This window comes from Lentibacillus saliphilus (assembly GCF_019093865.1).
Lineage (GTDB): Bacteria > Bacillota > Bacilli > Bacillales > Amphibacillaceae > Lentibacillus_B > Lentibacillus_B saliphilus.
On record NZ_JABJXD010000003.1, the window covers coordinates 266,481 to 280,677 of the forward strand.

Sequence of the window (14,197 nt, forward strand, 5' to 3'; positions counted from 1 at the left end):
AGCGGGTGCTTCTACTTGTCTCGAGATCAATATTAACTTCAGCTTGTATAGCTTAACATGTTCTAGTTAGGCTGTCAAGGACTTGCGTGGAAAAAGAAGGTTTGTAAGGTCGTTACGAACACCATCTCTTCTTTGATTTTAAAGCGTATAGATCAATAAGATATTGCAGTGGGACTTGGCTCGCTGCTTCCGACAAAAAGGCGCCCAGAATAACCTCTACTCAACTAGATTAACTGAGACACTTTGTTCGTAGCATAGAATGTTTTTTGACTATACCTTCTAAAACAATGTTGCTTTTCGTTTTTCCGTTTGACCGGACGTAATTGTTTTTCTTAAATGATGTCGGATGATTAACCAAGACACTAAGGCTAGAAACAGGTAAAAGCCTGCAAATGATATTAGTAGAATGACGAGCACCATTCCTTTAAACGGAAACAGAACACTATAGAGAGCGCCACTGATTACAGTTCCAATCAACACGGCTAAAGCACTCCATAATAGAACCTCTCTCATATAATGGCTGAGGATGTGACGTGTTTCCCATCCGATGGAACGAAATTTAATCATTTCTTTTTCCCGTACGTTTAACAAGGATAACAGACTTTCACTTAATGTCAACGTCGCCAAAGTGTACGTGGCTATGATGACTAGCACGTGCAAACCGCTGGCAGATACATTCACATAATTTCCGAGCAGCGTTACACTTGTTTCATTGACTGTTTCAGTTAGTGATAGGTAAACAAACGATGCCAAAATACTAACTATGATTAACTGAACAAATGGCACACGAATAAAAGCCTTAAAATATATCATATTTTTAACAACAAGGAAACGAATCCTATGATTGCGTATTTTGGTTTTCGATACCTTTGAACCATTAGTGAACACGACTTGTCTAATACTCCTACGAACAATTCCGAACATAAACAAAGCAGCAAGCAACATACCTGAAAGTTGCCAAATAAACGGGTGTCCAGAAAGCCCTGTGCTTTGTTTTAGCACGAACAATGCTGGTACTGATATGACATACGCTAGTCCAATAACGAGAAACAAATCATTCACATAAAATCTAAAGATATGTTTTTGTTGCCAGCCAAGTTGATACATCAAGCGGACATGTCCTTGATGGGTTACCTGCCAGAACGACAAGCGGGTGAGCACATACAACACGGCCACCACGATAAGAAGCACACCTAAAATGATGTTTGTAACTTGCCATTCCTCAATAATAGTTCCTGCCGCGCCAAGTGTTGTCCACGATTGTTCTACAAGCCCTACCCCTTCAACATTTACTTCGACAGTTTGAGGAGATGCTCCCGCCACAATAGTTGCTTTTAACCCCATTTTTTCAATATCTTGGGCTACTTGGTTAATCTTCTCGGCAGCATCTTTCGTATACCCATCAATCCCTGCCACTCTCACACGAATGGCATCAATTGGCTGTTCTCCCTTAATAATCGCAGCACTTTCAATGTTCGTAACACCTCGAGCGGGTGCGGGTACAAAGCTGCCCGGTGTAATGGTAGGCACGATCTCCTTTTTCTTGCCTTCATCCCCATTATAAAAAACAGGCGCATATTGGTAAATGCCGAGCGGACTTGAAGAAAGCGTCTCTTCATGACGTCCTGCATCAATTTCTCCGATTGGATCAATGATATAAGAGACCAGCTCATCACGATTCTCCTCAAAATGAGCATCGGTCATTTTAATGCCTTTTTGCTCAATCGGTCGATAGGTTGGAACACCCTCATCATGACCTAAGATAGGGATTTTAATCTCATCACTTGTAATATTATATTGCGGATACCCAGTAAAATAATGGACGTTTAAATAGTTGGATCCAATTAATTGCGAATATCCTTCCCGAAACATTTCAGACTGATCGTCTAGCAAAGACTGAATATGTCCTTCTTGTGTTACAAAAGGGACAAACTCTGTTTGGTTAAAACCAGTTATAAAAGACCCCACCTCTAATTCCATAGTCCGTCTCTTATCTTCTTTTAAAGCCAACAGCTCAGATACCAATTTGTGATACTCTGGTTCAGACCATTTATATATATAATGATCAAAAACAATATGAGTTTCTTCATCAGGCACATCAAGTTTTAAGCCCTGTCTGTATCCTTTAATATCCTCCATACTGATATCCAACCGATCCACAGAAAGTGTGCTCATAAGCGGAATGTCAGGGCCTGCTACCTCAAGTACAGGGATAACAGCTGCATCTTGATAATGTTCATTGCGCCAAGACCTGCCCCAACCACTTTTAGTGGCATCTGGATAAATCCCCTCAAATTGTAGACCTGTCAAGCGCTCCTCTTGCTCAGGGTCGATACCCGCTAATAAACTATATATCGGTGGCATCTTAAATTGAACAACATTGTCTTTACATCGATTCCTTAGTTCATCATCATTGTAAATGGCTTGAAATTCGCCCTCCTCCAAAGGAGAGTCAAGCTGTATACATGCATACTCAGGTCCAACATCATAATCATTGATTCCATCAGTCGTTTGAAACTGCATCAAGTATCGTGATGCTGTTTCAGGCGGGAAAACCCCCATTGTTGTAAAGAGGCCGGTAAAATAACCGAGTGACGACACCGGTGCCGCAATTTCAATGTCTGCTCTTGTCTTAATACGCTCCCACTGATTAAGCGATATCCCTCCATCACCAACACCAAGATAGTTTTCAGGCACCAAGCCAAGCTCTTGTTCCATTGGGTGTTCATGACCAGGGGCACGAACAAGAATGTCATACACGCCTCTCGCATAATACGTAACATCAGATTCAACTTCAGTCTGGACCGTTTCCAAAGAAGCTCCCGCAAATGGTATGATGACAAAAATAACAACGAGCGCCAAGAAAAGCATTAGCCTCGGTAACTTCCCTCGTTTCAACTGATTGATAATTAACCGGTTCATATATTGACAGCTCCTTGAAGACAACCGTCTCTAATGTACATGTTACGGTCCCCCCACTTGGCAACCTCTGGATCGTGTGTCACCAATATAATCGTCATACCGTTGTTAGACTGTAAATTAAAAAGAATATGTAAAATGGTCTCTCGATTAGCTTCATCAAGATTACCAGTCGGTTCATCACAAAGCAGAATACTAGGGTTCCCTAATAATGCCCTTGCAATTGCAGTCCGTTGTTTTTCGCCACCGGAAAGTTGTTCAGGCAAGGCATCTTTACGATGACTCATTTGCAATTGTTCGAGCAATTCCTCTGATCGCTTTTCAATTTTTTTACGATCCTCATATGGCCATTGCGGAAGCATCACATTTTCTAAAACAGTAAATTGATCAAACAAGCGATAATCCTGAAATATGTACCCTGTGCTCGTCCGTTTATAGTTTTGTTTGTCAGCAATTGTTTGTTGATGAATATCTTTTCCATCTACTTTAATAGATCCGCTATACAACTGTTCAAGTCCACCGATCACGTTTAAAAGCGTTGTTTTCCCAGAACCCGAAGGCCCTAAAATATTAACCCATTCACCAGGCGCTACTTGTAAAGAGACATCTTTTAATGCCTGTATTGGCTGATTATCACCAAATATTACTGAAGCACCCTCAACGTTGATATGCATACACTTCCGCCTCCTTTTAGGAACCATTTAAAGAAAGAGCCTCCAATTAATGGAGGGTACATATATAATTCACTAGTATACAGGTGCACATACTTGATACACTGTAGCTGAATCAACCCCTGTAATAACAAAGTTACTATCCATAACCCTCAAACTTGGATAATAATTTTTCCAACTAGAATTGTTTTTATATAGATGTGAGTGTTTCATAGATGTGAAACCTGTGTTTGAATCCAGAACCATCACCTGGATTAAAGGATATAGTCCACGGTGAACTGCCCCCTGACCAAGATAGTGTCCATGATGCTTTCGCATAAGAACCTTCTATCTCTTGATATTGAGGACTGATATGCGCCGCAGCACTAACACTAATTCCTCCTACCCCAAAAAATAATGCGAGTATTACAACTATAGATGCATTTTTTTCATTAAATCACCCTCTTTTTTTAAATATTGGCGCCTATTAATAAAATATCAAAAAAAATAAAATGTCAATATTTTAATATTTTTGTTTTCGATAAGAAAACCTTGTAACTAGTTCATTATGCTTTTCCTAATTACAAGGTGTTTTCTCTTTGAACCTCATCATCAAGTCCATCTCTTATTTTCCTGGCTTTGTGGCATTTATTCTCTATGGGGTGACATTAAGTATTTACTTGTTTTAAAGGGGGATATCACTTATAATATGTATTAGAGAGATAGGCTTTGAATAAGCTATTGGTAGGCCTTATTGATGGTGGCATATTGCGCTAGACCGGGTTAACGGTCTTCCATCAGTTGGGCGAGATCCTAAAAAGTAACTCACACAAGCTGTCGGGCAGGGTGGGTTACTTTTTTAGTGCTTCGATAAGCGCAACTATGAGCGAAATGAACATGACGACGAAAACCGCCGTCGGCAAATCGAAATTTCCACTCATACTCATCCCCTCCTCTCTCGATGGAGGATTTGAGCGTCACCCTGCCTGCGCAATATGCCTGAATCTATTATACCATAATTTTCCAGCTGGGGTTTTGTCCTAGAAATTAGTATAAAGTCAGAAAGTTAGAAGGGAGTCTTCAAAGTTTGAGGATTCCTTCTGCTTTTGGTGTGAAGTTAAATACTCTTTCCTTTTTTAATAAAACACCTTATAACTAGGTCGTCATGCTTTTCCTAATTACAAGGTGTTTATCAGTTATGTTCTCTTAGACTTATCGTTTCACAGACTCTTTGTTTGTAATAACAGTATCAATCATGCTCTTAAATGCATCAAATGACATTGATTCAGAGTCCTTCTCCCCATAACGTCTTACGTTGACACTGCCGTCTTTAATCTCTGCGTCACCGACAACGAGGGTGAATGGGATTTTCTCTGTTTGGGTTGCGCGGATTTTGTAGCCAATTTTTTCGTCGCGTTCATCGACTTCAACTCGGATACCTTCATAACGAAGCTTATCTTCTATGTCCTTTGCATAGTCAAGATGAGCTTCAAGTGATACAGGAATCATTTTTACCTGTACAGGGGCAAGCCATGTTGGGAATGCACCTTTATATTCTTCAATCAAGAATGCTACGAAACGCTCCATCGTTGATACGACACCACGATGAATGACGACTGGACGATGATGCTTACCATCTTCACCAATATAAGTGAGGTCAAAGCGCTCAGGCAAATGGAAATCAAGCTGGACAGTGGATAACGTTTCATCCTTACCGAGGGCTGTTTTAACTTGAACGTCGAGCTTCGGTCCGTAAAACGCTGCCTCACCCTCTGCTTCCACATAATCAAGGTTCATATCATCCATTGTTTCTTTAAGCATTGCTTGTGCCTTTTCCCACATCTCATCATTATCAATATATTTCTCTTTATCTTCTGGGTCACGATATGATAAGCGGAAGTAGTAATCTTCAATACCAAAATCCTTATAAACATGCTGGACAAGCTCAACAACACGAATGAATTCTTCTTTTAATTGATCCGGACGTGCGAAGATATGCGCATCATTAAGTGTCATCGCCCGGACACGCTGTAATCCAGCAAGTGCGCCTGACATTTCATGACGGTGCATCATACCGAGCTCGGCAATACGGACAGGTAGGTTACGATAGCTGTAAAGCTGATTTTTATAAACCATCATATGATGTGGACAGTTCATTGGTCGAAGCACTAAATCTTCATTATCCATCTCTAAAATTGGGAACATGTCATCCTGATAATGGTCAAGGTGGCCACTTGTTTTATACAATTCCACACTACCTAGAACAGGCGTGTAAACATGGTCGTACCCAAGTCTTTCCTCTAGATCAACGATATAGCGCTCAATCATTCGACGTACTGTCGCGCCTTTAGGTAACCATAGCGGTAGACCTTGTCCAACTTTTTGCGAAACAGTAAAAATGTCAAGTTCTTTACCGAGCTTACGGTGATCGCGTTCCTTACGCTCTTCAAGAATATGCAAATACTCATCCAACTGTTTCTGTTTTTCAAACGCTGTTCCGTAGATACGCTGCAGTTGCTTATTATTACTGTCCCCACGCCAATAGGCACCAGAAATCGTCAACAGTTTAAAGGCTTTTATTTTACTTGTTGATGGTACGTGGACACCGCGGCAAAGGTCCATAAATTCCCCTTGCTTGTAAATGGTCACTTGTTCATCCTCAGGAATATCATCAATAAGCTCTACTTTGAAGGCATCACCAATCTCGGTAAACAATTGCTTCGCTTCATTTCGCGAAACTTCAATGCGTTCAATTTCAAGGTTTTCATCAATAATGCGTTTCATTTCCTTCTCAATTTTCGGAAGGTCATCTGGTGTAATGTGATGCGCCATATCGAAATCATAATAAAAACCTTCTTCAATGACTGGACCAACACCGAAGCTCACGTCTTTATAAAGCCGTTTAATGGCCTGTGCCATTAAATGAGCGGTTGAATGTCGCATAATTTCAATTGCTTCTTGATCACGATAGGTCAAGATCTCAATCTTTCCCCCTTCGTTCAACTCACGACGAAGATCTACTGGTTGTCCATCGAGTTTAATGGCCAATGCTTGTTTTTTAAGACCTGGAGAAATGGATGCTGCAATAGCTTCTCCTGTTGTTCCAGCTGGAAAGGACTTTACATTTCCGTCTGGAAAGATGAATTCAATATCTGACATGGGTAACACTCCTTTTAAAAATAAATAAAAAAGCCCATCCCTCTGCATAACGCAAAGGGACGAGCTGTTATCTCGTGGTTCCACCCTCATTTCCACTGAAAACACAGTGGCTCTGACACCTTTTAACGGAGGTGAGTCGCCGTCACTTTTCATAACGGTGTTCTAAGGTGGTAATCAATGATTGTGTAGAGGAAGCTTTCAGCCCATGGCCTCCCTCTCTAATCTACATCTAAACCGATTGATCTTGTCCTTATCATGACATGTGGTTCATAAAGATTTATAAATATTATAGCGATCATACAACTTAAAAGCAAGTATTGTCAATTACTTTTTCAGTTCTTGTGTAAATGGGAAATTCTCCAATGGTTCGAATTGAGCGCGTTCCTGGAACACATTTATAACGGTTAACGTTTTTGGTTCGGAAGGATCATCACCATAAATACGAATTTTTTCCGGTGCCATTGCGATTAGTGGTGCTAAGTTAAATTCATCAATATCAAGACCTACGATATACAACGGCTCTTGATGCATCATCATTCTCAATTCCATCGTTGAAAACTGTTTACCACTCGGTTTAAAAAATGTAAATCGAGATCCTTGAACAACATGTAACACTGGATACGTTGTTTTTTTCCCAATCACATACTCACGTAATGAGTTGACAAATGCTTGATGCTCTTCTTCTCTCTTAAACTCGTCGATTGCCAAACCAACATAGTGAACGAGCTGCTCCTTGAACACTTGAAGTCGAAAGTGAACGATGGAATCAAAGTGAATCACTTCAGTCTGCTTCATATTTGCCATAAATATCGTTTTTAGCACCTGTGTCGGATCCTTATAATTTCTAACACGCAAACTGTCTTCATCTTCTCCAGCAAAAATCCAGTGGGTTAAAGCGAGAATACGTTCCAGTTCAACAGTACTTGTGTAATAATAATCGGACTTAATAATGTCGGTAATCATCCTTGATAGTCGATGATGTATAAATACATCCACCATCGATTTTGCTACGGTATCCATCCGCTCAACCGTTGGCATGTCATCATCAAATGATATGCGATTCCCCCATTCTTCATTTGTTCCCCAAGTCAGTTCAATTCGTTTATTATGCCTAAATAAACATTCACAAAAACTGATGACCTCCTGGTCTGATTCAAAGTATACTTCAAGCAACACCATCACCCTCACCAATATGCAAACTGATACATTATATGGACAATCAAGATGAAACATGTATCAACTAACAAAACTAGTATTGATAGGGGTATAAAATGATGTCAAAGATGCTTAGGAACAATGAAAAATAATCGTTTAACAATTAGCCTTCTCGGCGATTTTCGCCGTATAGTTTCACTTCTTTACTCACTTGGCGGATACGTTCAATCATTCTTCCGGCCTTTACTTTTTCAATGCCACCTCGATTTGAAAAAGCGAGCTGCTCTTCTAATTGATCGAGTGTATAGTTTGATGTAAAGAACACAGGTAGGCCTTCCATCATCCTATATTGAAGAATTGTGCCGAGAATCTCATCTCTAAACCAAGCAGATTGTGTTTCTGCACCAATGTCATCTAACATGAGTACATCAGCTGTTTTGAAGTATTCTATTTTAGAATTAATTGAATCATCCTTGATGGACGTCTTCATTTCACGAACGAGTTCTGGCATATAAATAATCATAGATGAAATGTTATTTTCTTTTAGTTTATTCGCAATTGCCCCGAGAAAGTATGTTTTACCAACACCAAAAGGACCTGAAAAGAAGATACCTTTTTTAGGTAAGTCAGTCTGAGCATCATGTAAAAAACGCAACGTCTCGGTAATTGCATCGCTTCTTGCGGCTTCTGGTTCTAGCTTATCCATTGTCGCCTCTAAAATATCTTTAGGTACATACAAGCTTTGAATCATCTCTCGCTGCTTTTGCGCCTGTTCATAAGCGATCATCGTATGACATTTTTCATAGGACAGATGTATATCGTCGTTGTCAATATGCAAAACAGGAGAATACCCTTTAAGAATGTTTTTACACGATTGATATGATGCACATTGATCGCATTGCTTTGATTGGGTGCTGAATTCATATAACTTTATCAGATTTTTTTCAATAACCGATTCGGGCAAGTCTGGATAACCAGCAAGAAACTGTTTAATTTCTGGGTCATTCAATACGGCCTGTTTCATCTTTAAATAATTTTCTTTAAAGCTTTCGTTATCCTTCATCCACTTTTGTAATGCAGACTGTATTTTTTTCATTACGATCATCCTTGCGTCCAAAAATTTAAGTAAACCCGCTTATACCATTCAATGAACAACTACGGAGCTGTCGGTTATTTCTTTGAGCTTTGAGAAAAGGCCCGAAGCATCTCTGCCAATTCTTCTTTTTTCTCTTCATCATTTTCATGAACGTGAGCGGCATTTTCTTGATTGACCTGCTGTTGCTTCTTTTGCTGACGTGCCTTAAACCAGTCTGGTATCACTTCTTGATTATACGTTTTCCGGTATGATGGCCGTTTATTTGATTGTTGGCCAAATTTCTTTAATTCCTGCTTGGCGAACGCCATGGCTTCTTCTGCAGTCGTTAGCTTTGCGCGCGACCAATGACTCGCTATTTTTTCCAAGTAATTTTTGGAGAGCTTCATATTTGACTGTAATAAAACATAATGAATTAAAACGTTCATGACAGGAGATGGCAAGCCTTGCGTTGTCATCACTTCACGAATAATCTTCATATCCTGTTCACTCGCCTGTTGTCCGCTAGACAAATCTTCAAGCAATTGCTTAGGTGACATGATCTCCAGTCTTTGAATTAACTGAGACTCTTTAGTTTCTGCCCGTTTCAACTGTTGATGATTCTCACTAGGTTTGGGCTGTGCAGGTTTTTCCGTCAGTTTAATTGCTTTTTCAGCATAAGTTGCTTTAAAGAGATCATGACAGGCTGACTTAAATTCTTCTTGATCAATTTGGTTGTCCTCCGTCAATGCCCACAATAACGCTTTCTCCACATCATGCTGTGGCAAATCATATAATGCAAGCATCTGAGTAATGAGTTGTTTGTTTTGTGTTGTTAACACGTGCTTAACTGGAATCATGCGTTGTTTTAGCATGTGGGACATCCAAGTAAAATCAATCTTGTCAACAGGCGGCGATGAATCAACTGCATCAATGCTTGGGAGACTGTCAATTGCGTCATTTCCAGGTTCAAACGTTTGAAAAACATCGTGGAAAGAAGCTGTAATATTCTCTCCTTCTTGTACAGTCTGATGAGAGCCAACTTGTTGCTTTAAGACGCTAAATCGATCACGACCAAGGTGGTGATATAACAGCTGTGACAGCATCGCGTCTTTAAAGAAGTCAGCTGGGGAAAAAGGTGGTTGAAGAACGTACATATACACGTTCTCTGCACGCTTAACTTTGTAAGTTTTCAATAAACCGATACCTTCTAGCTTCAATCTTGCTTTATATATGTCATCGAGAGGCATATTTAAATAGCTCATTAACGTATGGTGCGTATGGGGTGTATCTTTCGTTTGCATCTGTCTGTCGACGAGCAATGTCTGGTAAAGTGCTATTGCATTAATACCGATTAATGGCTGATATAAATGTGTTAAAGACATTGTATAATCAATCGGCATAGAAGCATCTAAACGGACTGCGTAACCGTCAACAGGTAATATTTTACCTATATAGTTCATCATTGTTCCTCCCACAACATGGTGAAACGAGATAGATTACGATTCATGCTTATCTGATTTAATTAGGTCTGTTAATTCGTCAAGGAAAACACTAAGATCCTTGAACTGACGATATACCGATGCAAACCTAACATAAGCAACTTCATCAACCTCTGATAAATGGGTCATGACCACTTTCCCTATATGATCGCTATCAACCTCTGAAAACCCTGCACTGCGTAGTTCTTTTTCGCATTGTACGGCGATATTTTCAATTGTATCAAGCGAAACAGGCCGTTTCTCACATGCCTTAATTAAACCACCTGTAATTTTTTGGCGACTGAATTCCTGACGCGTACCATCCTTTTTAACGACGATAAGCGGTACTTCTTCTATACGCTCAAATGTTGTAAAGCGAAAACCGCAATCTTCACACTCGCGCCTCCGTCTAATGGCACGGCCTTCTTCTATTGGTCTTGAATCTAGAACTTTCGTACTTTTAGAATGACAATTTGAACATCTCATCTATTCGACCTCATTTCCTTCGTTAGTTACGGTCTAGTTTTGGCAATTGTTGATCTAACGTATCATATAGCTGTTTAATCACTTTATTGCTGTAGCCAAAGTCAAAAGGAAGAACAGATTCAGATGTGACAGATAAATCAATTGCAGTTTGAAAAGGTCTAACCATAATAACGGTCGTAATAATAAATACTTTTTTTCCTTTTTTAGTATAAACACTGATTTCCCCATGCTCTTTTGAAATAGCGTTTAAGTCATAAAGTTGTTTATTAGAAAACAGTTCTTCTAGTTTCGCAAGCGCTTGATCCTTCGTCGCCTTATAATAATGTGATTGCAACGCTGGGTCCTCATGTTTATCGCGCGTTTCTGCATGATTACTAAAGTATTTAGCGATCGTTTGTCGAAAAGACATGTATATCCACCTCGAAAGTGACTTATTTTAATATAGATTGTCTTTATTTTAACATGTTTTCTTTAAATCGACTAATACCGTTTTATAGTTTAATCTATCAACACAAAAATGGGGTTCGATTATGTCTGATTTTACTATATTGAGTTAGCGTTTAGCAGCGCGGCAATTATTCAAAAAAATAAAACGAGCCATCTATAAAAGGATGACTCGTTTTAATTAAAGAGGCTTATAAGGTTGCTGTTTGCTCTGCATGAAGTAAAGATCCGATATAGGATGTTAAATCGATGACGCGTTTTGAATAGCCCCATTCATTATCATACCATGCCAATACTTTAACTTTCTTATCTTCCATTACCATTGTGGATAATCCATCTATAATTGCTGAATGCTCATTTGTTGTGTAATCAATCGATACAAGTGGTTCTTCACTATATTTTATAATGCCTGGCATTACACGTTCAGCATGTCGAAATGCTTCATTAATTCGTTGTACGGTGACCGTTTCTTCAACATCAACAACTAAATCTACAAGAGATACATTTGGAGTCGGTACCCTTAGTGCCATCCCATGTAACTTTCCATCAAGGTGTGGCATAACCTCTCCTAACGCTTTAGCAGCTCCGGTTGAGGTTGGAATAATCGATTGTGTACACCCTCTTGCACGACGTAAATCCTTATGCGGATTATCAAGGTTCTTTTGATCATTCGTAAATGCATGAACAGTCGTCATAAGACCGTTGTTGATCGTGAAATTGTCATCAAGTACCTTTACAACCGGTGCAAGACAATTGGTTGTGCAGGATGCATTGGAAATGACGTGATGACTGTCAGGATCATATTCGTCATCATTGACCCCCATTACAATTGTCTTATCTACTTGTTTACCTGGTGCAGTAATTACAACTTTGCGAGCGCCTGCCTCAAGATGTCCACTAGCACCTTCTTTTGAATTGAATTTCCCTGTTGCTTCAATGACAATGTCTATTTCAAACTTTTCCCATGGCAGCTGTTTAGGATCGCGGTTATTTACAAGCCATACTTTTTTGCCATCTACTTCAAGAAAGTTTGAATGCGCTTTAATTGTACTGGAAAACTTACCGTGCACACTGTCATATGTGATAAGATGAGCCAGTGTCTCGGGTGGGTAACTTGCATTGACAGCTACAACCTCGAGCTGGTCATCATTGATCGCTTGGCGAAAAACCATTCGGCCAATTCGACCAAATCCATTAATGGCAATGCGTGTTTTTGTCATTTTTTAATCCTCCTGTATATGTCACACTTATTTGGATTATATTCATGATTAGTATAGCATATTAAACAGGAAATGTGTCGTTTATTTGTAATTTATTATGCAATTCCTTAATAGATTGATAGGAAACATGCATCATCACGACAAATGGTGTTTTTTAAGTCTGTTAAATCACGTGCCATTGATGTAAGAGCCGTTGTAATTGTTCATATGATTCAAGCTTCGTACCGTCATTTTGAATGATGGCATCAGCGAGAGACGCTTTTTCTTTAATGGACATTTGGGCGTTAATACGTTGTTGGGCTTCTTCTTGATTAAAGCCATCTCGTGCCATTAACCGTTCGAGCTGTGTCATTGGGTCAACCGCTACAACGATTGTCCGGTCAACAAGATGGACTAAGTCATTCTCAAATAACAATGGAATATCAAGTACAACTGCCGGCACACCTGACTGAATACATGCATCACGGCGTTCGATCATTTTTTTACGAATGGCAGGATGGACAATTCGATTCAGCAAAAGCCGCTTTTCTTCATCAGCAAAAACGATACTGCCGAGCTTTTTCCGATCCAACGTTCGATCTTCTCGTAATATCAAATCCCCAAATGCTTCTACGATGTCATGATAGCCTTGTTCACCTGGGCGAACAACGTCTCGTGCCAATTTATCAGCATCAATAACTGGTATGTTAAAGTCATCAAACATGAGCGAAATCGTGCTTTTCCCACTGGCAATACTACCCGTTAGTCCGATTACGAGTGTCATCTTAACGTTCCTCCTGAAATGGTTGACATGTTGTGCAAATATGGGTCCCTCGTCCAGCAGCTCTCAGCTTAACAATTGGTGTTCCGCATGATGGACATGGCTTATCTGTCTGACCATAAACTGCAAGCTTTTGTTGGAACATGCCCATTGTACCCTGGGTGTTCACATAAGATCGAATGGTTGTTCCACCTTGCAATACCGCTTCTTCCAAAGTTTGAATGGCATGTTCGTGCACCGCACCCACTTCTAGCTTCGTCAAGGTACAGGCACGACGCAACGGATGAATTTGCGCCCTATATAAAGTCTCATCTACATAAATGTTGCCCAAACCCGCAACGATCGATTGATCAAGCAAGGCCACTTTGATCAATCGATTCGTTTTTTGTAGTTTCCCATACAAGTAATCAACCGTAAAATCAGTTTCAAAAGGATCTGGTCCTAAAGTCATTAATGGCTTTTGTGTCAATTCATCACCTTTAGGAAATACGTGCATCGTTCCGAATTTACGAACGTCATTGTACCTTAGATCTTCACCAGTACTTAAATGGAAAATAACATGCGTATGTTTTTTTATCGGAGCATCTGATGGATGGACAGAATATTTCCCTTCCATACGAAGGTGTGAGACGAGAACATGATCATTTAGATGAAATACCAGAAACTTCCCTTTCCGCGTCACATCCTGTATCGTCTGTCCTGTTAAAATGCTTTTAAATACCGCACAATCATCAGGTTGCTTAATCATTTTCGGCCAAAATATGTCAACGTCGATAATGTCCTTATCCAGCACCAAATACTTTAACGTTTCTTTTATCGTTTCAACTTCTGGCAACTCAGGCATACGTCAT

At 39.8% G+C, this 14,197-nt stretch carries 11 protein-coding genes and 1 other annotated feature (1 of these 12 running past the window's edge); all 11 genes read right to left on the reverse strand.

Going from position 1 to position 14,197, the window contains the following annotated elements; genetic code table 11:
- Positions 1-23, reverse strand: a sequence feature (ribosomal protein L20 leader region); it reaches 106 nt to the left of the window's first position.
- A 256-nt stretch (positions 24-279) separates the two neighbouring features.
- Positions 280-2,922, reverse strand: a complete 2,643-nt coding sequence (locus tag HPC67_RS07695; RefSeq protein ID WP_217586931.1) for an ABC transporter permease — start codon at positions 2,920-2,922, stop codon at positions 280-282.
- Positions 2,919-3,593: an ABC transporter ATP-binding protein gene (locus tag HPC67_RS07700; RefSeq protein WP_217586932.1), complete on the reverse strand. Its 675-nt coding sequence runs from the start codon at positions 3,591-3,593 to the stop codon at positions 2,919-2,921. Before HPC67_RS07700 ends, HPC67_RS07695 begins: the two co-directional genes overlap by 4 nt.
- 1,188 nt (positions 3,594-4,781) lie before the next feature.
- Positions 4,782-6,728, reverse strand: coding sequence for a threonine--tRNA ligase (gene thrS / locus HPC67_RS07705; protein WP_217586933.1), 1,947 nt, complete (start codon positions 6,726-6,728; stop codon positions 4,782-4,784).
- 324 nt (positions 6,729-7,052) lie between these two features.
- On the reverse strand, positions 7,053-7,904 hold the full coding sequence (gene ytxC, locus HPC67_RS07710; RefSeq protein ID WP_343327823.1) for a sporulation protein YtxC: 852 nt from the start codon (positions 7,902-7,904) through the stop codon (positions 7,053-7,055).
- A 142-nt stretch (positions 7,905-8,046) separates the two neighbouring features.
- Positions 8,047-8,979 carry a primosomal protein DnaI gene (gene dnaI, locus HPC67_RS07715; RefSeq protein ID WP_217586935.1) on the reverse strand — a complete coding sequence of 311 codons (933 nt, stop codon included), beginning with the start codon at positions 8,977-8,979 and terminating at the stop codon, positions 8,047-8,049.
- 74 nt (positions 8,980-9,053) lie between these two features.
- Entirely contained in the window at positions 9,054-10,418 is a 1,365-nt protein-coding gene (locus HPC67_RS07720; protein WP_217586936.1) for a replication initiation and membrane attachment family protein, read from the reverse strand.
- A gap of 36 nt (positions 10,419-10,454) precedes the next feature.
- Entirely contained in the window at positions 10,455-10,922 is a 468-nt protein-coding gene (gene nrdR, locus HPC67_RS07725) for a transcriptional regulator NrdR (protein WP_217586937.1), read from the reverse strand.
- A 22-nt stretch (positions 10,923-10,944) separates the two neighbouring features.
- The gene (locus HPC67_RS07730) at positions 10,945-11,331 is read right to left on the reverse strand and encodes a cytosolic protein (RefSeq protein ID WP_217586938.1); all 387 of its coding nucleotides are present in this window, start codon (positions 11,329-11,331) and stop codon (positions 10,945-10,947) included.
- A gap of 226 nt (positions 11,332-11,557) precedes the next feature.
- On the reverse strand, positions 11,558-12,586 hold the full coding sequence (locus HPC67_RS07735; RefSeq protein WP_217586939.1) for a glyceraldehyde-3-phosphate dehydrogenase: 1,029 nt from the start codon (positions 12,584-12,586) through the stop codon (positions 11,558-11,560).
- A 163-nt stretch (positions 12,587-12,749) separates the two neighbouring features.
- Positions 12,750-13,349, reverse strand: a complete 600-nt coding sequence (gene coaE, locus HPC67_RS07740) for a dephospho-CoA kinase (protein WP_217586940.1) — start codon at positions 13,347-13,349, stop codon at positions 12,750-12,752.
- 1 nt (position 13,350) lies between these two features.
- The gene (gene mutM, locus HPC67_RS07745; protein ID WP_217586941.1) at positions 13,351-14,190 is read right to left on the reverse strand and encodes a DNA-formamidopyrimidine glycosylase; all 840 of its coding nucleotides are present in this window, start codon (positions 14,188-14,190) and stop codon (positions 13,351-13,353) included.
- Positions 14,191-14,197: the final 7 nt, after the last annotated feature.